Here is a 21,121-nt window from a genome sequence, read left to right as displayed (position 1 = left end):
CGTACCGTAACGAACGACCCAAGAGAGGCTGCTTCGTGAGCGAGGCCACGGAGAAGGTCGACCCCGGACATACGGTCGGCCGATACCGGCTGGTCAAACGGCTGGGCAGAGGAGGATTCGGCGAGGTCTTCCTCGGCGAGGCGGAGGACGGGACCCGTGCGGCGGTCAAACTGTTGCACGCGACCTGGTCCGGCGACCAGGAGATGCGGCGGCGCTTCGCGGCGGAGGTGGAGCAGGCGCGCAGCGTCGGTGGCTCCTACGTCGCCGAGATCCTCGACGCCGCCCCCGACGCGGACCGACCCTGGATCGCCACCGAGTACATCGACGGCCCCACCCTGCAATGGGCGGTCTCCGAGGACGGTCCCCGAACCGGTATCGACATGCACCGGTTGGCGGTGTCCACGGCGACGGCGCTCGCGGCGATCCACTCCGCGGGTGTGGTGCACCGGGACCTGAAACCGGACAACATCATGCTGGGGTCGGACGGCCCCCGGGTGATCGACTTCGGTATCGCGCGGGCCATCGAGGCCACGTCGGTGACCGCCAGCGGCATCGTCGGGACGGTCGGGTACATGGCCCCCGAACAGCTGGAGGGCATGCGCATCGGTACCTCGGTGGACGTGTTCTCCTGGGCCGCGGTGATGGTGTTCGCCGGCACCGGAAAGGACGCGTTCCCCGGGCCCAGCCAGGCCGCCCGCATCGCCCGGGTCCTGGGCGGGGAGCCCGACACCGGTGACCTGTCCGGGCCGCTGCGGGAGACCATCCTGGCCTGTCTGGCCAAGAGACCCGGAGACCGTCCCGACGCGCGGACCCTGCTGCGACACCTGGTGGAGGGCACCTCCCCCGGCCGGGCCACTCCGGCGGAGGGGTGGCCCAAGGACGCCCCAGGCCCGCCCCTCGCCCACGCGACCGGTACGCAGGTGACCCCCTACCACTTCGCCGGCGCCCGCTTCACGAACGTGGAGGACCTGGCCGCCGCCTTCCAACGACGGTGGCCGGACGCGCTGCGGATCTTCGCCGACCCCGGGGAGTTCGAGGCCCTGGGCTCCTGGCTGATGCGGGACCTGGGCGACACCAAGGTCGACCGTGCCCTGTTCCGCCGCGAGATGCTCGACGTCAACCTCGCGCTGGCCACCTTCATCGCGGAGGCGAACCCGGCGCTTCCGCCCCGCTTCCGCGACCACGACGCGTCCATCGTCGGACTATCCGGGCTCTTCCACGACCCTCGACCCCTGGCCACCGGCGACCCGGTCGACAACGAACTCCTCCTGCTCGCCCGCCCCGAGACGCTGCGGATCATGGCACGGCACGAGGGAGAGGAATCCGCCCGGCTGGGTTCGCTGGCCGAGGAGCTGGCCCGGGCCGAACGGGCGGGTACGGGCGTCCTTCGTGAACTCACCGAGAACCTCATCGGCTGGGGGAGTCTTCGCTCCCAGGTCGATCCCGCGCTGGTCCTGGTCTTCCTGTTGCACCCCACGGCGCTGAGCGCCCCGGATCCCGGGACGAGCCCCTGGGCCCGTGAGTGGTTCGGAATCCTCTGGAACCGGGTGATGGCGAGCACGGGCGCGGAGCGTGCCGGGGTGGGCGCCGCCGTCCACGGCTCCTCCAACACCGTGGCGGCCCTGGCCGCCGAACGGCACCGCTGGGAGAGCGAACTCGCCGCGCACCGGGCCACCTCCCCGGGGAAGGAGGAGCGCAAGGCGGCCCGTTGGGGCATGCTGTGGATCGTGTCGTTGGCGCTGACGTTCTCCCTGGTCTCCTGCGTGTCGGGGGCCGCCACGAATGTGGGATCCGCCATCGCCCTCGGGACCCTGGCGTTCGGAGCGTTCGTGCTGATGCTGGTGGGTTGGGCGATCATGGAGTTCCGTTTCCACTCACAAGGTCAGGACCTGCGAAAGCGGAACTCCTCCGCGCGACAGCACTACGACCGGGGCCTGCGGATGATGGACCAGGACCTGGCACGGGCGCGACGGATCTGTTCGGGACCTCCAGCGCGGCGCTGACCCGGACCCGACGGTCGATCCGGTCGCACGCGGGTCAGGAGTTGTCGACCACCAGGTCCGCGCGTTCGCGCGGGTGGTCGCGGGAGTACAGCGACTCCTCCTGACGGGCCCACAGAGCACGGAAGGGTGCGTACAGGTCGGCGTCCTCGCGCGCGTCCAGCCGCGCTCGACGCAGACGGTCGGGGGCCGCCACCCACACCAGGACGTCGATCGAGTCGCGCACGATGCCCGCTCCGGACCCGCACCCCTCCACCAGCAAGGTCCCGCCCTCGGCGAGCTCCTCGGGCAGGGACCGCCACCGCTCCTCGAAGACGCCGCGTTCCCAGTCGTAGCGCCGCCACGCGGCCGACCGCCCCTCGGCGAGGGGCTCCAACACCCAGGCGCGCAGCAGTTCGGGGGCCTGTTCGAGCCCCTCCCAACCCGGGTAGAGGTCCTCCATCGTCAGTGTCGCCACCGGTTCGTCGATCGCGGCCAGCTCGCGCCGCACCCGCTCGGCCACGGTGCTCTTCCCCGAGCCCGAGCGCCCCTCCACCGAAACGACGCGCACCCGCCGCCCCCGTCGTGGCGCGGCGGAGACGCTCCGCGCCACCCGAGCCGCCCAGTTCGCCTCGCTCGTTCCCACCCGAACCATCATCGCGATCCCGAACCCCCACTCCTACGGGTGACCAGGCGTCTCCGCCCGCATTCAAGGCTTGTAACATTCCATCGAGCGTCAGTACCGAGCACAGTCGATCACAAAAGGGGTACGCGGTGACCGAGGCCGACACGACCCCCGGGTCGCAGTCAGCACTGCGTCAGGCCAACGAGCGCCGCGTGGTCGAGGTACTGCGACGTGAGGGAACCCGGACCCAGGCCGAACTGGCACGTGCCACCGGGTTGTCCGCGGCGAGTGTCTCCAACATCGTGCGCGGACTACGCTCGGCGGGTGCGGTCTCGGTACGCAACACCTCCTCGAACGGGCGCCGCGCGCGTGCGGTCACGCTGCTGCGCCCGCCGGGAACGGTGGTCGCCCTCGCCTTCACGGTCGGCCGGATCTCCGTCGCGGTGGGGGACAGCGACGGCAACCCCCTGGCCGGCGAACAGATCGAGTACGACGTGCCGGCCGATCCCGAGCGCGCGGTGCGCCGCGCCGCCTGGCTGGCCGAGACCACCCTGCTCCGCGCCCGGATCGATCCGGGCCGGGTCGGGGCGGTCGTGGTCTCGGTGCCCGCACCCATCGATCCGCGCACCGGGGTGGTCGGGGACATCTCCTGCGTGCCCCGTTGGGCCGGGTTCCGGCCCGGTCCGGCCCTGTCGGAACGGTTGGGTTCGCCCGTGCTGGTGGAGAACGACGCCAACCTCGCGGTGACGGCCGAGCGCGCCTCGGGGGTGGCCCAGGGTGTCGACCACGTGGTCCAACTGTCCCTCGACGTGGGGGTCGGCGCGGGCATCGTCATGTCGGGGCGACTCTTCCGGGGGGCCGGCGGAACCGCGGGTGAGGTCGGCCACATCGGTCTGGACCAGCGGGGGCCGGTGTGCCGTTGCGGCAACCGCGGTTGTCTGGAGACCTTCGTCGGGACCGACTACCTGATGGACATGCTGCCGCGTGACTCCTTCCGAGGAGCGGGCCTCGGAGCGGTCGTTCTGACGGATGTGGTCGGTGCCGCGTTGGAGGGCGACCCGGGCAGCCGTCGGGTGATCGCCGAGGCCGGAACGGCTCTGGGGCAGGGAACGGCGATCATCGCGAACCTGTTCAACCCGGAGATGATCGTGGTCGGCGGGGAGCTGGCCGAGGCCGGCGACCTCCTGCTCGATCCGATGCGCAGGGCGATGGAGCTGGGCACGTTGGGCAGCGCGCTGTCCGATCTTCGGGTGGTGGCCAGTACCCAAGGCGCCGACGCGGCGCTTCGTGGCGCCCTGATCACGGCCTCTCACTCCCTGTCTTGAACCCAAGAGTGCCCGTCGTCGTGAACTGAACGGTTCGGTCGGGTTCCCGACCGGTGTTAACAGATCATCACATACGCTTAAAGCGGCACTGACCTGCCCATACGTTGCCTTCATGTGGTGAACTTAATAGCCGTGATGTATCGGTTATGTGTTCACTAGTTGACGTCAAGGCTTGCGCGGGGTTCTACTTCACAACAGCACTCGCGAGTTCCCACCCCGTACAGGCATCCTTGAGAGGTAACGCGTCGTGAACACACAACGCCTCCACCCCCGACGCGCGGTCGCCCTAGGGCTGACCGCGGCCGGCGCAACCCTGGCCCTGCTCACCTCGGCCTGCGGTTCGCTCACCACCGACGGTTCCGAGACCGAGGTGGAGGAGCAGACCCTGGAGGAGGGCTTCCACGTCGGACTCCTCCTGCCCGAGCTGCAGACCGCCCGATACGAGGCCTTCGACCGTCCCTTCTTCGAGGAAGCGCTCGGAGAGCTCTGCCCCAACTGCGAGTTCTCCTACGCCAACGCCGACCAGGACGTCGACGAACAGCAGACGCAGGCCCAAGCGATGCTGACCGACGGTGTCGACGTGCTCGTCCTCGGCGCCGTCGACTCCGAGGCCGCCGCGGGCACCGTCACCGAGGCCCAGTCCCAGGGCGTTCCGGTCGTGGCCTACGACCGACTGGCCCAGGGCGGCGCCGACATGTACGTCTCCTTCGACAACGTCCGGGTCGGACAGGTCCAGGCCGAGACGCTGCTCGGCGCCCTGGACCAAGAGGGCACGGCCGGCGACGGCTCCATCGTCATGATCAACGGCTCGCCCAGCGACCCCAACGCGGGCGACTTCAAGGCCGGTGCCCACGAGATCTTCGAGGGCCAGGTGGAGATCGGTCAGGAGTTCGACACCCCCGATTGGTCGCCGGACGAGGCCAACAGCCAGATGGAGGGTGCCATCACCTCCCTGGGACTGGACGAGATCGTGGGCGTGTACTCCGCCAACGACGGAATGGCCGCGGGCATCATTTCCGCGCTGCGCAGCGCCGGTGTCTCCGTGGCGGACCTGCCCCCGGTCACCGGCCAGGACGCCGAACTGCACGGCATCCAGCGCATCATCTCCGGTGAGCAGTACATGACCGTCTACAAGGCCATCCGGCCCGAGGCCGAGCTCGCCGCCACCATGGCCGTCTCCCTGGCCACCGGCGAGGAGCTGGAATCAGGCGAATACGCGCTCACCGAGGTCGAGGACGCCGACGGCGAGAAGGTTCCGTCGGTCCTGCTAGAGCCCGTCGCGGTCACCGAGGAGAACATCGGCGACACGGTCGTCTCCGACGGCGTCTACAGCATCGAGGAGATCTGTACCTCCGACTACGAGGACACCGATTTCTGCCAGGAAGCCCTCTAAGGACCGGGTAACCCGGGCCGGCCCCGGCCCGTGCCGTCGGGGTCGGCCCCTCGGGGGACGCCCCGGCGGAGAGGCACGACCTCCCCGCCGGGACGAGAGAAGAGACGAAAAAGCATGAGCACACCCATCCTGGAAATGTCCGGGATCTCCAAGACCTTCGGGGCCGTACGCGCCCTCAGCGAGGTCGACTTCCAAGTCGACGCCGGAGAGGTCGTCGCCCTGCTCGGCGACAACGGCGCGGGCAAGTCCACACTGGTCAAGGTCATCGCGGGCGCGCATCCCGCGGACAACGGCGGCGTCATCTCCTGGGACGGTACGCCGGTCAACATCGGAACCCCGGCCGACGCCCAGCGCCTGGGCATCGCCACCATCTACCAGGACCTCGCCCTGTGCGACAACCTCGACATCGTCGGGAACCTGTTCCTGGGCAACGAGCGACTGCACTTCCCCGGCACCCTCGACGAGGTCGAGATGGAGCGCCGCGCGGTGGAGCTCCTCGACTCCCTGTCGGTGAGCATCCCGAGCCTGCGGGTTCCCGTCGCGGCCCTGTCCGGGGGCCAGCGCCAGATCATCGCCATCGCCCGCTCCCTGCTGGGGCAGCCCCGCGTGGTCATGTTGGACGAACCGACCGCCGCCCTGGGCGTGGCCCAGACCGCGCAGGTGCTCGACCTCATCGAACGGTTGCGCGACCAAGGCCTGGGCGTGGTCCTGATCAGCCACAACATGGCCGACGTCCGCGCGGTCGCCGACCGCGCCATGGTCCTGCGCCTGGGGCGCAACGCCGGAGACTTTCCCATCGCGGACACCTCCTACGAGGAGATCGTGGCCGCCATCACGGGCGCCTCGGACAACCCGGTGTCCCGCCGTTCCACCCGAACCGGCTCATCGGCCACGGCCACGAAGGACAAGGAATGAGCCAGCAGACCCACGAAACGGAAGGCGTCGAGGTGAGCGAGGAGAACACCGCGGCCCGACGCGACCCTCGCCTGCTGTCCACGGTGGCCTCACCCCGAGGGTGGTGGGACGCGGTCAGACGCAACCTCAAAGGAGGCGAGCTCGGGCCCGTCCCCGTCATCGTCGGCCTCATCCTGATCGGCCTCGTCTTCCAGTCGATGAACGACCGGTTCCTGTCGCCGCAGAACCTGTCGAACCTGACCGTCCAGATCGCCGCGGTGGGTCTCATGACCACCGGTGTGATCATGGTGCTGTTGCTGGGCGAGATCGACCTGTCGATCGGTTCGGTCGCGGGTCTGTCCGCCGGTGTCCTGGCGGTCCTGGCGGTCCGACACGGGATCTCGGAGTGGGTCGCGATCGGGGCGGCCGTGGGCATCGGCCTGCTGGTCGGTCTGCTCCACGGTTTCATCTTCGCGAAGATGGGCGTCCCCGCCTTCGTCGTCACCCTCGCCGGCCTGTTGGGCTGGCAGGGGCTGCACCTGAACCTCATGGGCAGTGACGGCAGCATCAACACCAGCGCCACCGGTCCCATCGCGATGCTGACCCAGACCTACTTCGTTCCGGTCGTGGGCTGGTTCCTGGTCCTGGTGGCCCTGCTCGCTTACCTGGTGTCCGTTCTGGCGGCCGAGCGTCGTCGTCGGCAGGCGGGCCTTCCCTGCAAGCCGCTCGTCGAGGTGCTCTTCCGAGCCCTCCTGCTGGCCGTGCCGCTCGTGGGCGGCGTGTGGATCCTCAACCAGTACAAGGGTGTGCCGCTGGCCTTCCTGATCTTCGTTGGCTTCGTGGTCGTCCTCGACCTGGTCCTGCGCAAGACCCGCTACGGGCGCATGGTCTACGCGGTGGGCGGTAACTCCGAGGCGGCCCGGCGAGCCGGCATCAGGGTCGACTTCATCCGGATCACGGTGTTCGGCATCGCCTCGACGCTCGCGGCCATCGGAGGCATCATGCTCGTCTCCCGTAACTTCGCGGCGAGCGTCTCCACCGGTGGTGGCGCGGAGCTGATGATGGCCATCGCCGCGGCCGTCATCGGTGGCACCAGCCTCTTCGGCGGACGTGGCAACGCCTATTCGGCGCTGCTGGGCGGCCTGGTCCTCGGCGCGATCACCTCGGGCCTGCTCTTGTTGCAGATGGACACCTCCGTCCGATTCATGATCACCGCCGCGGTGTTGCTGATCGCGGTCATCCTCGACGCCGTCTCCCGCCGTGGGCGCAAGACCCACGCCCGGGGCGGCGGCTGAGGGACCACCTCGGGGCGACGCTCGCGCGTCGCCCGCAAGACCTCTCCCGGAGGATGAGAAGGACCGGTTCACCCCGGACCGTCCTTCCAGGCCCGGGCCGGCCACACTCCCACCGGCCCGGGCTTCGTCGTGTCCGCTGGTGGCAGGGGTGGTCGGGAAGGGGACGGTGTGAACTGCGTCCCTTTCCCGGGCGAGGGGGATCGGGGCGTTCAACGCGCGCGGCGGCCGTCGTGCCCGACGCCGAGTTCGGGGCGCCCAACTTCGTGGTCAACACCGGATGATCTCCTGGTGGTCGCCCTGACCTGTGGCGATGCGGAGACGCGTGCCGGATGTGCGGTTCCGCGGCCACGTGCCCGCCATGGCCCGGAAGGGGGATCCATTGGTCCCACCGCGACAGAGGAGAAGGTCCCATGCTCTGGGGCGCCGTGGCGGCCGACGCGAGCGCTGCTAGCTTCCATCGGTGAAGCCACCTGCCGTGACGGGGACGTCGCCCACCATGACGATGCGCCCCCGCCCGGTCATGCCCGAGATCCGGGCTTGGAGACCACCCTGCCCCGTGACCTCCCCGGCGCGCGGGTGTGAAGGAGAAAGATGCGCAAGATCCTCGTCGTCGGTGCCGGACAGTCCGGGCTCCAGTTGGCCATCGGCCTGCTCTCGGAGGACTACGACGTGACCCTGGTGGACCCCAGGAACCCCGACCAGATCAGGACGGGTCGTGTGATGTCCACGCAGTGCCTCTTCGGGCCGGCGCTGCGCCGTGAACGCCGCCACGGACTCGCCTTCTGGGACGATGAGGCGCCCGAGGTGACCGGTGTCGGCGTGCGGGTGGCGGAGCGGCGGGGCGGCCCCGTCCCGGAGGTGGACTGGGTCGGACGCTTGGACGAACCCGCCCGATCGGTCGATCAGCGGATCAAACTCGCATCCTGGCTGGAACTGTTCGTCCAGGGCGGCGGCCGGTTCCTGCGCCACCGCGTGGGCCGGGAGGAGCTGGAGGTGCTCGGCGCCGAGTACGACCTCGTGGTGGTCGCCGCCGGCCGGGGCGAGCTCGCCGGGATCTTTCCCCGCGACACACGACGCTCCCACTTCAAGGGACCCCAGCGGCGGCTGGCGCTGGCCTACGTGAGCGGGGGCGAGGAACACCCGGACGGGGGAGTCCTCTCGCGCACCGTGGTCCCCGGCGCGGGTGAGGCCTTCACCCTGCCCACCCTGTCCTTGAACGGCCCCTGTCACGCGGTGATGGTGGAGGCGGTGCCCGGTGGACCACTCGATCGCCCCCTGGCCGAGGGCGCCACCGGAGACGACGTGCTCGCCGGACTGCTGGACGTGCTGCGCCGTTACGCGCCCTGGGAGTACGAACGCTTCTCCCGTGCTCACCTGGCCGACCCCATGGCCGCCCTGTACGGCGGCTACGCCCCGGTGGTCCGCGACCCCGTCGCCCGAATGCCGGGCGGGGCGCTCGTGTGGGGAATGGCCGACTCCGTGGTCGCCAACGATCCCATCACCGCCCAGGGAGCCAACATGGCGTCGCTGTGCGCCGACGTGTACCGGCGCGCCATCGTCGACCACGGAGGCCGCCCCTTCGACGAGGCGTTCATGCGCGGGGCCTTCGGCACCTACTGGCACAGCGCCCGTCAGGTCACCGCCTGGAGTCGGGTGATGCTGTCCGGGCCGCCCCACGTATGGGAGCTGTACCGGTTGGCCGAGCGGCACCGACCCACGGCCGACCGGTTCGCCAACTCCTTCAGTGACCCCACCGGGCTCATCGACTGGTTCCTGCACCCCGAACGGGCGCTGGAGTACGTGGACGGGGTCCGGCGCGGCACCGACCTTTCGTCCCATCTTCCTACCACGTGATCCCGATCGGGTGAGGGGAGATATAGCTTCGCCTCCTGATGCTCGATGAACTCCTCACACCCACCACCCACGCACTGTTCGGCCAGGTCGACGCGTGGGTCTTCCTCCTCCTGGCGGCGGCCGCGGTCATGGTCGGGGCCGCCGTCCAGAGCATGGTCGGACTCGGTCTCGGCCTGGTCGCCGCCCCCGTCATCTCCTTCCTTGACCCCACGCTCATGCCGGGGGCCCTCCTGATCAGCGCGAGCGTCCTTCCGGTGCTCACCCTCCTCCAGGAGTGGCGTCAGGTGGACTGGTGCGGCATGGCGTGGGGGCTTCCGGCCCGTGTTCCGGGCACCCTGGTGGCCGTATGGGTCGTGGCCCTGCTCGAACCCCGGGCACTGGCCGCGTTCGTGGGGGTGATGGTCCTGGTGGCCGTCGCGCTGACCGTGCGTTCCTTCAGGGTCCGCGTCACCCCGCTCTCGCTGGTCGTCGCGGGAACGCTCTCGGGCTTCTCCAGCACCACCACCTCCGTTGGCGGCCCACCGATGGCGTTGGTCTACCAGAACGAACCGCCGGAGAGGGTCCGCGCCACCCTGGCCGTGTTCTTCCTGTTCGGCGGATTGTTCTCCCTGGGAGCCCTGGCGGTGGGCGGGCAGATCGACGCTCGGACCACGGTCGTCGGCTTGTCCGTGATCCCCTTCATCGCACTCGGATTCCTCATCGGGAACCGGCTGCGCCGCCGGGTGAACCCGACCCGGGCGCGCGCCGTCCTACTCATCGTGGTGTCCGCCTCCGCCGTGGGCCTTCTCGTGCAGGCCGCGCTCGGATAGCCTCGGCACGCGTGGCCCCGATCTCGGCGCCCCCGCTCCGGCGCCCCTGGGGGAAGGTGCCGGCGAAACCGAGTAATCTACGCCGGAACCGGTGGGGCCCATCGTGATACGTCACGAAAGGACGCCGTCGTGCTTTCCACGGGTGGCGTAGGACCCTCGACTTCGGGGTTCCGGGCGGAACCCATGGACGATGGCCCATAAACTCGGGTATGTATACCTGCCGGTAGCCAAGGCCGTCCCAAGTCAGGGGACGCTTCTGGTAAACGTAAGCGGACACGCGGGACGAGGGGACTGACGAGACAGTGACACTGTTCGAGTCGATACAGAATCCGGAAGCGCTCAAGAGGCTTTCGGCCGATCAGCTCCCTGTGCTGGCCCGGGAGATCCGGGAGTTCCTGATCCGGTCGTGCGCCGAGACCGGCGGACATCTGGGCCCCAGCCTGGGCGTCGTCGAGTTGAGCATCGCACTGCACAGGGTCTTCGATTCACCCGATGACCCGATCCTCTTCGACACCGGCCACCAGGCCTACGCGCACAAGGTCCTCACCGGCCGGCACGACTTCAGTGACCTCAAGTCCGAGGGCGGACTGTCGGGCTACCCGTCCCGCGCCGAGTCCGAGCACGACTTCATCGAGAACTCCCACGCCTCCACCGCCCTGTCCTACGCCGATGGCATGGCCAAGGCCAACGAGGTCCAGGGCCGCACCGACCGGACCGTCGTCGCCGTGATCGGTGACGGCGCGCTCACCGGAGGGATGTCCTGGGAGGCGCTCAACAACATCGCGGAGAAGAAGAACCGCCGCCTGGTCGTCGTCGTCAACGACAACGGCCGTTCCTACTCGCCCACCACGGGCGGCCTCGCCGACCACCTGGCCTCGCTGCGCATGGCCCCCGGATACGAGCAGGCCCTGGACCTCGCCAAGAGCACCCTCAACCGCACCCCGGTGGTCGGCCAACCCATCTACGAGGCCCTCCACGGCCTCAAGAAGGGCCTCAAGGACACCATCCAGCCGCAGATGATGTTCGAGGACCTGGGTCTGAAGTACCTCGGCCCCATCGACGGCCACGACGAACAGGCCCTGGAGAAGGCGCTGCGCCGCGCCCGCGACTTCGGCGGACCGGTGATCGTCCACGTCCTCACCCAGAAGGGCAAGGGCTACGCCCCGGCCGAGAACCACGTCGAGGACCAGTTCCACGCCCCAGGACCCTTCGACATCGACACCGGCAAGTCCAAACCCGGGCCCAAGGTGGAGAAATGGACCGGCGTCTTCGCCGAGACCATGGTCGAACTGGGCGCCGAGCGTGAGGACATCGTCGGCATCACCGCCGCGATGCTCCACCCCACCGGCCTCAACAAGTTCGCCGACGCCTACCCCGACCGGGTCTTCGACGTCGGCATCGCCGAACAGCACGCCGCCACCGCCGCCACCGGCATGGCGATGAACGGGCTGCACCCGGTGGTCGCCGTCTACGCGACCTTCCTCAACCGCTGCTTCGACCAGGTGCTCATGGACGCCGCCCTGCACCGCCAGGGCGTCACCTTCTGCCTGGACCGCGCCGGCGTCACCGGAAACGACGGCGCCAGCCACAACGGCATGTGGGACATGTCGATCCTGCAGGTCGTGCCCGGACTGCGTCTGGCCGCCCCGCGCGACGCCACCCGCCTGCGCACCCTGCTGCGCGAGGCCGTGGCCGTGGAGGACGCGCCCACCGTCGTGCGCTACCCCAAGGGCGCCGTCGCCGAGGAACTGCCCGAGATCGGCAAGGTCGGTTCCATGGATCTGCTGCGCCGCGCCACCGACGGCGGTCACTCCAAGGACCTGCTCATCGTGGGCGTGGGCACCATGGCCCAGGTCGCCTGTGAGGTCGCCGACCGTATGGCCGACCAGGGCATCGGCGTCACCGTCATCGACCCGCTCTGGGTCAAGCCCCTGGACGAGGCCTTGGTGGCCGAGGCCGCCGCGCACTCCGTCGTCGCCGTCGTGGAGGACAACGGCCGCACCGGCGCGGTCGGTGACGCCGTGGCCCGCCTGCTGCGCGACCACGAGGTGGACGTGCCCGTGCGCACCTTCGGTATCGAGCAGGAGTTCCTGGACCACGCCAAGCGCGACCAGATCCTCCAGCAGCAGGGCTTGACCCCGCAGGAGCTGTCCCGAAAGCTCACCGAGACGGTCTCGCGTCGCGGTGAGGGGGCCGGGGCCACCCGCGAACTGGCCGACGAAACCGCCTGACCTCGGGCTCTGGCAGCACCGGACGGAAGCTTCGGTGCTGCCAGAATGGGGCCATGACCTCTTCCGAACCCGAGCAGAACCTCGAATCGCCCGAACCGGAGGAGGCCGCCCCGCTCAGGGTGGCCGTGATCGGCTCCGGCCCCGCGGGCATCTACACCGCCGACGCGCTCACCCGCCAGCGTCGGGTACCCGTCCGCGTGGACGTCCTCGACCGGCTGTACACCCCCTACGGACTGGTCCGTCATGGTGTGGCCCCCGATCACACCAAGATCAAGGGCGTGGCCAGGACGCTGCGGCGGGTCCTGGAGCACCCGGACGTGACCTTCGTCGGTGGGGTCGAGTTCGGTTCCGACCTGACCCGCGCGGACCTGTCCCGCACCCACCACGCCGTCGTGTACGCCACTGGAGCCGCCGTCGACCGGCGCATGGGGATCCCCGGCGAGGACCTGCCCGGTAGCGTGGCCGCCACCGACTTCGTCAACTGGTACTGCGGCCATCCCGACAGCGAGCTCGAACGGTTCGTCCTGGACGCCGAGGAGGTCGCCGTGGTCGGGGCCGGCAACGTCGCCTTGGACGTGGCCCGCATCCTGGCCAAGACCGCCGAAGAGCTACGCCACACCGACATCCCCCAACCCGCTCTGGACCTGCTCTCTCGAAGCCGCGTCCGCACAGTGCACGTGCTCGCCCGGCGCGGCCCCCTCCAGGCCAGGTTCACCGCGCCCGAGCTGCGCGACCTGATGGGGCTGCCCGGTGTGGACGTGGTCGTGCGCCCCGAACAGGTCGACATCGACCTCGCCGACGTGGGCACCGACCGGCCCGGGTTCCGTGAGGTCGCCAAGGCCTCTCGTGCCAACCTCAAGCTGTTGCGTGAACAGGCGGAGCGTGCGCCGCGGGGACGCCCGCGGCGCATCGAGTTCCACTTCTGGACCCGTCCCGAGCGGATCGTGGGCGCGGAGGCGGTGGAGGGGCTGCGCGTGGAACACACCCGTTTGGACGAACGGGAACGGTTGGTGGGCACCGGGGAGACTTCGACGCTGGAGGTGGGAATGGTGCTGCGTTCGGTCGGCTACGCGGGGGTGCCCCTGGCCGGAGTGCCCTTCGACGAGCGCGGACGCACCGTGCCGCAGCAGGAGGGGCGGGTGCTGGACGGCGGTGGCGGCGTCGTGCGGGGTGACTACGTCGCCGGGTGGATCAAGCGCGGTGCCACCGGAGTGATCGGCACCAACAAGTCCGATGCCGCCGCGACCGCGCGCTCCCTGCTGGCCGACGCCGACGTTCTGCGCGCCGGGGCGCCCGAGCCGGTGGGGCTGGTCGACGTCCTGTCCGAACGGGGACCGACCGTCGGCGACTACGAGGGTTGGCTGCGCATCGACGAGGCCGAGGAGGCACTCGCCGCCGAGCTCGACCGGGGCGCACGGGTCAAACTCGGCGGATGGGAGGCCTACCGCAAGGCGCTGGGTCGCGGGTGACCCTCAGCCGACCTGGTCCGCATCGGCGCCGTAGGTGTTGCAGCCGGCCACGGTGCCGCCGTCCCAACCCGACTCCAACCACTGGGAGCGGCTGGTGGCGCTGCCATGGGTGTCCAGGTCGCCGCCGTCGTTGAAGTGCCGGTTGACCACGTCGAGGGTGTCGCTCTCGGGGCCGACGATCCCGCGCAGCGCGATCCCGGCCATGCACTCGGCCTGGAGTTCGGTACGGCGCAGCGTGTCGAGTTCGTCGTCCTCGCTGCCCGCGTTCCGGCGCAGGTCATGGGAGACGCGCAGGATACCGGTGGAGTTCTGGACGTGGTGGGCGTACTCGTGGCCCATCAGGGCCAGCCACACGACCTCGTGTTCGTTCGCGGGGACGACCTGCGACACCTCGCGCACGTTGGGCAGGACCACGGTGATGGTGGCTACGTCGCTCTCGTAGTAGGCCAGGGTGAAGGCCTCATCGGTGTCACTGTCCAGGCCCTGGTCGGTGACGGTGACGTCGGGCAGCTCGGGGGCGAGTCGAAGGTCCTCCATCACCGGTGCCCACAGCTCGTCGAGGCAGTCCCCGGCCTGTCGGGAGAAGCCCTCCCAGGACTCGTCGGAGTCCACGTCCAGGTCGGGCAGGTCGCAGTCGATGGGCGGTGGCACGGTCATGTCGTACAGCGGGTGGTCGACCAGGTCGATCTCCGCGGGCGCCGGCCGGGCGAGCAGTTCCTGGTCCCGGAAGGCGGAGAGGTCGGTGCCACCGGGGGAGGACCGCTGCTGCGGTGTGTTGGCCACGACCACCACGCCGGCGACGAGGGCGACCAGGGCCATCGACGCGGCGGCGAAGGCCGCGATGAGCATGCCCTTGCCCCGGTCCGCGCGCCGAGGCGGTGGATACCACGTCTGTGGCGGCCCCCAATGGGGATGCCACGGTGGCCCCTGTGGGGGTGCCCAGCCCGTTCGAGGGTGCGCCTCGGGGAACGTCTGCGGCTGCGGCGGCCAGGGGGCTCGGGGGCCCTGCGGGACCGGAACGTGGGGCCCCCGGGCCGCCCACGGCCCCTGAGGGGAACCGCCGGGTACCCCTTGCGGCCGCGCGCCGACCGGAACGTTCGTCACGGGGCTTTCCCCGGGAGTCCCTGGTACCTCTGTGGCATGGCCGGCCACGGATACCCGAGGTGCACCCGCAGTGTGCTGAGTACGCGTCACCTCGGGTCCTTGCGGGGCCTGCGGGGCCTCCGGTCGCGGGGCGGGGCCGGGGACCTGCGAGGTCCCCGGGGCGTGCGTGCCGTCGGGCCACTGTGGGGCCGGGGCGGCCCCTCGGGGCGTGTGGGACGGTGGCTCCGCTCCCGGGGCGTCTTCGGGGTGGGTGCCGTGCCGGTCGGTCCGGGAGTGGTCCCCGGCAGCCTCGTCTCCGGTTCGGTTGTCCACGGGGCCATCCTCGTCATCGCGCCGACAGGGAAAGGGCATGTCCGGTTTGTACCCATGAAACGGACAACTGCCCCATGCCCCCAGTATGGGTCAACCAGGGGCGTCCGTGACGGGCCTCCCCATGTGCTCTATGGGGATATACCGGACGCCGAGGCCGGTCATCAGGTCCTGAAGCTCGGACTCGAAGAAAGGTTCCATGTCGGTGACGACGAAGCCCAGGTGCTGGAACACCTCCATGCACACCACCCCGTAGATGCGTATCCAGCACCGGGTGAGCACCAGGGCCGCTCCCGTGGGCATGGCGTGCGCGGACAGGCCCACGGTGTCGGCGAAGGAACGCAGCTCGGCGGTGAGTTCGGGTCCGATCTCCTCGTCCGCGGGCAGTGGGATGTCCTTCTCCCTGATCAGGCGATCGCACAGGGAGAAGAAGGTGGAGGCGAAGCGCCTGCCGGCCTCCAGGGCAGGGGTGATGTCGGCCTCCAAGTCGAGTCGGCTGCTCGGCCCGAACATCACGGAGAACTCGGCGGGATGGGTGATGGCCCAGGCGCGCAGCGCCCGTAGTGCGATGTGCAGGCGCAGTTCGGTGTCCTCGGCCGGGGCCGAGGCGTCGGCGGCGGCGACGGTGTCGGCCAACTCGTCGAACATGTCGGCGGTGATCGCCACCAGCAGCGCGTCGATGCCCGGCACGTAGCGGTACAGCCCCGGCGCGGTCATGCCCATCTCGCGGGCGATCGCACGCAGGGAGACCCCGGCGACACCGTGCTCCACGAGATGTCTGCGCGCGATCGACTTGATCTCCGTGAGTGTGGCTTCGCGCACACGATCTCGGCGACTCGGAGCGGCCTCGGATCGCGGCTGGCTCGTGACCGGCGGTTTCGTCATGTTCAGTGGTTCACCCCGTCTCGGTGCCGGTTCCACGGCACCGCTCTGTTCGGTCGACGATATTGACATCGTAACGGGTGCACGCTTAAGTGAACACCGTTAGCAAACAGCGTTAACGGACATGACGCGTGTTCGCACGAAGGAGCGGGAATGTCGACGAAAACGGGATTCTTCGGCCGACTGGGGCTCGGAGCCCACCGCGGGAGATGGTGGGTCATCGCCGTGACCGGCCTGTTCGCGGTGCTCTCCGTGTTCTGGGGACTCGGGGTCTTCCAGGACGTCAGCGACAGCGGTTTCGAGGATCCCGGAGCGGAGTCCTCCCGGGCCATGGACCTCATCGAGGACGAACTGGGTCACGCCGACGTCGACATCATCGCGGTGTTCCGCAGTGACGAGATCAAGGTCGACAACCCCACCTTCGCCCAGGCGGTACAGCGTATCTCCGACGATCTGCCCGAGGACGTCGTCGCCGACCACGACGTCTACCTCGACGAGGAACTCACCGACATCGAACGCGGCATGCTCGTGTCCGAGGACATGCACGCCACGTACATACCGATCACCCTCACCGGCCAGAGCCACCAGGAACGACTCGGCCAGTACGGGGAGGTGGCCGCCGCACTGGAGGCGGGTCCCCTCGAAACCCACCTCGGTGGCCCCATCGCGGTCGAACACGAGCTCTCCGAGACGGCCGAGAGCGACATCGTCCGGGCCGAGATGTTCACCCTGCCCGTGCTGTTGCTCCTGCTGGTCCTGATCTTCGGTGGCCTCGTCGCGGGCCTGATGCCCCTCGCGGTCGGAGGTCTGGCCATCCTCGGTTCCCTCACCGTGCTGCGGGCCCTCACGCACGTCACCGAGGTCTCCGTCTTCGCCATCAACGTGGCCACCCTCCTCGGGCTGGGGTTGGCGATCGACTACGGCCTGTTCATGGTCAGCCGCTTCCGCGAAGAACTGAACAAGGGCCGCGCCGTACGTGAGGCGGTCGGCCGGACCGTGGACACCGCCGGACGCACCGTCGCCTTCTCCGGCGTCACCGTCGGCATCGCCTTCGCCGGGCTGCTCTTCTTCCCCCAACCCATCCTGCAGTCCATCGGTTGGGGCGGGATCGCCGTGGTCGCCTTCGACCTCGTCGCCGCGCTCGTCTTCCTGCCCGCCCTGCTGTCCGTGGTGGGCCACCGGATCGACCGGATGAAGCTGCCACTGCCGCGCCGCACCATCACCGGGACCCTCGACGAGAACGCCGGAACCTGGGCCCGCCTGGCCCGTACCGTCATGCGAGGCCCCGCCGTCTCACTGGTCGCGGTGGCCTGCGTCCTGGTGGCCTTCGGCTCCGGGCTGGCCTCGACCGACCTGGGCACCACCGACCAGCGCTACCTGCCCGCCGACGCCCACTCCCGGATCGCGACCGAGACCATGGGGAAGGACTTCCCCGCCGGTCAGGTCGGTCGACTGCACGTGGCCGTGACGGGAGGCTCCACCGAGAAGGATCTCGATGAGTACGTCGAACGTCTGGAGGCCCTGCCCGGCGCCGCTCTGGTCACCGTGGAACGTACCGGTGACGGCATCGCCCACATCGAGGTGGGTTACCAAGGGGCCACCGACTCGCCCGAGGTCCAGGCGCTCGTGGAGGACGTGCGCGCCGAATCGCCCCCTGAAGGTGCCGAGGAGGCACTCGTGGGAGGTGTGGCCGCCATGCAATTGGACAACCTCGACGCCATCGTCGACAACGCGCCCACCACCATCGCCTTCATCATCGTGTCCACGCTGATCCTGCTCTTCTTGGCCTTCGGGTCGCTCGTGCTGCCGATCAAGGCGGTGCTCATGGGCGCGCTGTCCCTGAGCGCGTCACTCGGCGTGGTGATCTGGGGCTTCCAAGAGGGGCACTTCTCGGCCCTGCTGGGCTTCGACGCGGTCGGCACCATCGACCCCACCTACCTGGTGCTGGTCACCATCGTGGCCTTCGGTCTGGCGATGGACTACGAGCTGTTCCTGCTCAGCCGGGTCCGGGAGGAGTACCTGCGCAGTGGCGACAACACCGCCTCGGTGGCGCTGGGCCTGCAACGCACCGGACGCATCATCACCAGCGCCGCCCTGCTGCTGGGCGTGGTGCTGCTGGCGATGGGCACCTCCGGCCTGCTCTTCCTGAAGATCATCGGGGTGGGCCTGGCGATCGCGGTCCTGGTGGACGCCACCCTGGTGCGGGCGATCATGGTGCCCGCCACCATGCGTCTGCTCGGCGCCTGGAACTGGTGGCTGCCCCGGCCGCTGCGATGGTTGCACGACCGCGTCGGCATCTCCGAGGGCGGCGACGACGAGCCGACCCGGTCCGATGCCGAACACACGAGCCAGAAGGTGCCCGCCGGCGTGTGATCGTCGGAGAGGGGCGGGCCGATGGCCACCGGAGCATCGGCCCGCCCCGGACTCACTCGTCGAGGAGCTCGTCGACGTGGGTGATGGTGGAGTTGAAGACCTTGTCGGCCCAGGCTTCGATCCGCTTCGGGTCGGTGCAGCCGAGGATGCGTTGGCGTGCTTGCTCCGTGACCTCGACCCCGTCACGTTCCAGCACACGGAGGAGTGTCCTTGCCGCGCCCTTCGCCTCACCCTCGGCCTTGAGACTTTCGGTCCAGGCGCTCGTGTATTCGTACGTATCCGTCATCATCGTTGTGTTGGGCGTGGAAACCCGGTCCTTCAGGGGCGGGAGGAAACGCCCTCTCCTTTCCAGGTGTAGCCGTAGCCGTCCGCTCGTTGGAGCAGGCGCATGTTCTTGTAGCCGATTCCTTGGACGGTGCCGTGGGCGGTGGTGATGTTGAAGCTGCCCGAGGCGCGGACCGCGACCCGGCCGGTATGGACCCCGGCCTTTTTGCCCTGGGGTACCACGGCCCGCACCAGGTCACCGGTGGCGAACCCGAAAAACCCCTTGGTGCGAGGCAGGCGCAGGCGCGGGAACCCGTGCTTGTCGGGCCGGGTACGGGAGTAGGAGCCCCGCCCCGCGCATGCGGCGACCAGTACCCGGTCGGTGGTCTGGGTGATGGTCTCGGCCTCGCCCACGGCCAAGGCGTCCAGGGTGTGGGACTTGGGCAACCGGTTACGGGTCCGGTTCCACTTGGTGCGACCCCCCGAACCCACCCGGGTGGGCAACCGTTCGTTCAGGGAGCGCCAGAGCGCCCAGCGGGTGGACTGCACCGCCGCCGCGTCCCGCAACGGGGCCTTGGCACGGGCCAGGACCCGCGCCAGGGTTTTCGGATCGGTGACGAACTCTTCGACGGGCCGATCGTTCTTGGCCTGGTTGCAGGCCACGCACGCCAACACCAGGTTCGATACCCGATCGGACCCACCCCGGGAGCGCGGGTGGACGTGGTCCAGGTTGAGCGGTGTGTCTGTCGCCCCGCAGTAGGCACAGGTGCGGTCGAACTTGGCCAGCAGGTACTCGCGAACCTCGTACCCGGCCAGGGTGCCCTGTTGGTACTCCACCCCTTCCAATGGCCGTCCTGCGGACAGGGAGTGGGTGTCGAAGGCCACCCGCTCCACGTGCACCGCCGTGACCGGTGCCCACCGGGTGAGCCGGTCCACCCAGGCGGTGGTGGTCTCCACCCGATGCCTCAAGGACGGGGACAACCACCCTGGGGGGCGGGTGCGGTTGGAAAACCGGGGAGCACGGTGACGCAGGTTCGCCGCCCGGCGACGCCGCCGGTAAGCGGAGCGTTGGCCCATCTTCTTCCGGATCCGCCCGCCACGATGGTCCAGTTGAATCGCGTATCGGCCACGACGCTCTCCGGCCTGGTGGGTGAAGACCGCGAAGCCGGTGTGCTTGCTGCCCGGGTCGATACCGACCTGAACACCATCGACCTCGGACTCGGCGATGCTGCGGTCCTTGAGGCGGATGGTGAAGGGGGTGTGCCGGGCCACCACGGCCCGTCCTTTGGCCAAGAGCTGGCGGGCTCGGGCGGGGTGACAAGGTTGCAGTGGTGTGTGGTGCTGGTCGAGGACGAACACTGATGGGTGCCGCTCACGCGGCTTCTCCCCAGCCAGGGGCTGGGTGGTGACGCCGGAACCATCAGGTGATGCGGTACCGGTCTCCCCTCGCACATGGTCCGTACCGGGTACCACCGTGGGGTGGTGCCGAAGCCTCGTTTCGTGCCCGATCCGGGGCGTGTCTACCGACTCCGATTCCAGAGCCACCTGCTGAGGAAGCACAGGTGGGTGGGTCTGCTGTCCTGTACGGAACGTAGCCATCAAGGTCACCTCCTCGTGGGTGATGGCTGGTGCTGGTAAAGGCGGCCCTCAGCCACCAGGGCTGAAAGCCCGGTCCTTCAGGACCGGGATCCCTTTACCAGCTCCTCCAGAGCCCTCTGGCAGCTGCTGTCGGTGAGCAGGTGCAGAGCCCGGATCACGTCAGGGTCGGCCGGCCCATGTGCCGCAGCGGACAGAACACCCAGAGTCGGGAAGCGTCCGACCTTTGCCGGGTCGGTGATCGCCGGAATGCGATCGGGTCCTAAGACAACGGGTTTGAGGGCGAAACCCGGATGTCCCAGTGGAATGGGCTCGTCGTACCAGTCGGCCACGTGTTGCCGCGGACAGATGACCAACAAGGTCACCGGGCACTCGTTCTTGGAACGCAATGCGCAGAGGTATTCGGGCCAAGTGAAGCGTTTGCGCTCGCTGGTGTCGCGCTGGACCTCCACTACGACGCCCATCAGCCTTGCCAGCGGGTCTTCGCCGACCTTGTCGCGCAGCATGATGGCCACGTCGGAGCGTCGTTCGACCGGATCGACGTGCCCGAGGTCGCAGGAGGTCAGTTCGCTGCGGTCGTACTTCGGTACCTCCACTCCAAGGTCTCGTAGGAACGCCACCGCCATATCCGGGGCGTCGGAGAACAACTCCGCGTATATCTGGTGTTCGGGGGAAACTGCCACGGGAGACACATTACCGAGGGTTACTTATGGGTATGT

Annotated in this window: 16 protein-coding genes; 10 read left to right on the top strand and 6 right to left on the bottom strand. The window is 69.3% G+C overall.

The annotated features are described in order from the left end of the window. Positions 1–35 precede the first annotated feature (35 nt). Positions 36–2,003, top strand: coding sequence for a serine/threonine protein kinase (locus NLI01S_RS04910; RefSeq protein ID WP_067599862.1), 1,968 nt, complete (start codon positions 36–38; stop codon positions 2,001–2,003). A 34-nt stretch (positions 2,004–2,037) separates the two neighbouring features. Here NLI01S_RS04910 and NLI01S_RS04905 read toward each other — a convergent pair whose 3' ends face one another. Further along, on the bottom strand, positions 2,038–2,634 hold the full coding sequence (locus tag NLI01S_RS04905) for a uridine kinase family protein (protein ID WP_067599975.1): 597 nt from the start codon (positions 2,632–2,634) through the stop codon (positions 2,038–2,040). 119 nt (positions 2,635–2,753) lie between these two features. Between NLI01S_RS04905 and NLI01S_RS04900 the strand changes: the two genes are divergently transcribed. From NLI01S_RS04900 to NLI01S_RS04865, 8 genes are all read left to right on the top strand, one after another. After that, positions 2,754–3,929 carry an ROK family transcriptional regulator gene (locus NLI01S_RS04900; protein ID WP_067599859.1) on the top strand — a complete coding sequence of 392 codons (1,176 nt, stop codon included), beginning with the start codon at positions 2,754–2,756 and terminating at the stop codon, positions 3,927–3,929. A gap of 247 nt (positions 3,930–4,176) precedes the next feature. Continuing rightward, positions 4,177–5,322, top strand: coding sequence for an ABC transporter substrate-binding protein (locus tag NLI01S_RS04895; protein WP_067599856.1), 1,146 nt, complete (start codon positions 4,177–4,179; stop codon positions 5,320–5,322). Positions 5,323–5,436: 114 nt separating this feature from the next. Further along, entirely contained in the window at positions 5,437–6,237 is an 801-nt protein-coding gene (locus NLI01S_RS04890) for an ATP-binding cassette domain-containing protein (RefSeq protein ID WP_067599853.1), read from the top strand. Continuing rightward, positions 6,234–7,511 (top strand): sugar ABC transporter permease, encoded by a 1,278-nt coding sequence (locus NLI01S_RS04885; protein ID WP_067599850.1) that lies wholly within the window; start codon positions 6,234–6,236, stop codon positions 7,509–7,511. The genes NLI01S_RS04890 and NLI01S_RS04885 overlap by 4 nt, the downstream gene beginning before the upstream one ends. Positions 7,512–8,102: 591 nt before the next feature. Continuing rightward, the gene (locus NLI01S_RS04880) at positions 8,103–9,365 is read left to right on the top strand and encodes a styrene monooxygenase/indole monooxygenase family protein (RefSeq protein WP_067599847.1); all 1,263 of its coding nucleotides are present in this window, start codon (positions 8,103–8,105) and stop codon (positions 9,363–9,365) included. 38 nt (positions 9,366–9,403) lie between these two features. Beyond that, positions 9,404–10,174 (top strand): sulfite exporter TauE/SafE family protein, encoded by a 771-nt coding sequence (locus NLI01S_RS04875; RefSeq protein ID WP_067599844.1) that lies wholly within the window; start codon positions 9,404–9,406, stop codon positions 10,172–10,174. A 302-nt stretch (positions 10,175–10,476) separates the two neighbouring features. Then, positions 10,477–12,405, top strand: a complete 1,929-nt coding sequence (gene dxs / locus NLI01S_RS04870; RefSeq protein WP_067599841.1) for a 1-deoxy-D-xylulose-5-phosphate synthase — start codon at positions 10,477–10,479, stop codon at positions 12,403–12,405. 53 nt (positions 12,406–12,458) lie between these two features. After that, complete coding sequence (locus NLI01S_RS04865) at positions 12,459–13,874, top strand: FAD-dependent oxidoreductase (protein WP_067599838.1); 1,416 nt, start codon at positions 12,459–12,461, stop codon at positions 13,872–13,874. 3 nt (positions 13,875–13,877) lie between these two features. On the opposite strand, the gene NLI01S_RS04860 is transcribed toward NLI01S_RS04865, so the two are convergent. Together NLI01S_RS04860 and NLI01S_RS04855 are read right to left on the bottom strand one after the other, a co-directional pair. Further along, the gene (locus NLI01S_RS04860) at positions 13,878–14,723 is read right to left on the bottom strand and encodes a neutral zinc metallopeptidase (RefSeq protein ID WP_067599834.1); all 846 of its coding nucleotides are present in this window, start codon (positions 14,721–14,723) and stop codon (positions 13,878–13,880) included. Between the two features lie 657 nt (positions 14,724–15,380). Further along, on the bottom strand, positions 15,381–16,172 hold the full coding sequence (locus tag NLI01S_RS04855; protein ID WP_067599830.1) for a TetR/AcrR family transcriptional regulator: 792 nt from the start codon (positions 16,170–16,172) through the stop codon (positions 15,381–15,383). Positions 16,173–16,322: 150 nt separating this feature from the next. On the opposite strand from NLI01S_RS04855, the gene NLI01S_RS04850 reads away from it, so the two are divergent. Continuing rightward, positions 16,323–18,542 (top strand): MMPL family transporter, encoded by a 2,220-nt coding sequence (locus tag NLI01S_RS04850; RefSeq protein WP_067599827.1) that lies wholly within the window; start codon positions 16,323–16,325, stop codon positions 18,540–18,542. 52 nt (positions 18,543–18,594) lie between these two features. On the opposite strand, the gene NLI01S_RS04845 is transcribed toward NLI01S_RS04850, so the two are convergent. The 3 genes from NLI01S_RS04845 to NLI01S_RS04835 form a co-directional block, all read right to left on the bottom strand. Further along, positions 18,595–18,828, bottom strand: a complete 234-nt coding sequence (locus NLI01S_RS04845; protein WP_157090961.1) for a hypothetical protein — start codon at positions 18,826–18,828, stop codon at positions 18,595–18,597. Positions 18,829–18,860: 32 nt separating this feature from the next. After that, positions 18,861–20,405 (bottom strand): RNA-guided endonuclease IscB, encoded by a 1,545-nt coding sequence (iscB, locus tag NLI01S_RS04840; RefSeq protein ID WP_263363272.1) that lies wholly within the window; start codon positions 20,403–20,405, stop codon positions 18,861–18,863. A gap of 77 nt (positions 20,406–20,482) precedes the next feature. Beyond that, a complete protein-coding gene (locus NLI01S_RS04835) occupies positions 20,483–21,085 on the bottom strand; it encodes a hypothetical protein (RefSeq protein WP_067599818.1) in 603 nt (200 codons plus the stop codon). Between the last annotated feature and the right edge of the window lie 36 nt (positions 21,086–21,121).

Source organism: Nocardiopsis listeri NBRC 13360 (assembly GCF_001570765.1).
GTDB classification, from domain to species: Bacteria; Actinomycetota; Actinomycetes; order Streptosporangiales; family Streptosporangiaceae; genus Nocardiopsis; species Nocardiopsis listeri.
The sequence above is the reverse complement of the archived record's forward strand: the minus strand, read 5'-3'. Positions and strand labels throughout refer to the sequence as shown.

Excerpts from the sequence above, each read along its gene's own strand:
- NLI01S_RS04905 (WP_067599975.1), bottom strand. The coding sequence starts at position 2,634 with ATGGTTCGGGTGGGAACGAGCGAGGCGAACTGGGCGGCTCGGGTGGCG.
- NLI01S_RS04890 (WP_067599853.1), top strand. The coding sequence starts at position 5,437 with ATGAGCACACCCATCCTGGAAATGTCCGGGATCTCCAAGACCTTCGGG.
- NLI01S_RS04885 (WP_067599850.1), top strand. The coding sequence starts at position 6,234 with ATGAGCCAGCAGACCCACGAAACGGAAGGCGTCGAGGTGAGCGAGGAG.
- NLI01S_RS04880 (WP_067599847.1), top strand. The coding sequence starts at position 8,103 with ATGCGCAAGATCCTCGTCGTCGGTGCCGGACAGTCCGGGCTCCAGTTG.
- NLI01S_RS04875 (WP_067599844.1), top strand. The coding sequence starts at position 9,404 with ATGCTCGATGAACTCCTCACACCCACCACCCACGCACTGTTCGGCCAG.
- NLI01S_RS04865 (WP_067599838.1), top strand. The coding sequence starts at position 12,459 with ATGACCTCTTCCGAACCCGAGCAGAACCTCGAATCGCCCGAACCGGAG.
- NLI01S_RS04860 (WP_067599834.1), bottom strand. The coding sequence starts at position 14,723 with ATGCTCATCGCGGCCTTCGCCGCCGCGTCGATGGCCCTGGTCGCCCTC.
- NLI01S_RS04855 (WP_067599830.1), bottom strand. The coding sequence starts at position 16,172 with ATGACGAAACCGCCGGTCACGAGCCAGCCGCGATCCGAGGCCGCTCCG.
- NLI01S_RS04850 (WP_067599827.1), top strand. The coding sequence starts at position 16,323 with ATGTCGACGAAAACGGGATTCTTCGGCCGACTGGGGCTCGGAGCCCAC.
- NLI01S_RS04845 (WP_157090961.1), bottom strand. The coding sequence starts at position 18,828 with ATGACGGATACGTACGAATACACGAGCGCCTGGACCGAAAGTCTCAAG.
- iscB (WP_263363272.1), bottom strand. The coding sequence starts at position 20,405 with ATGGCTACGTTCCGTACAGGACAGCAGACCCACCCACCTGTGCTTCCT.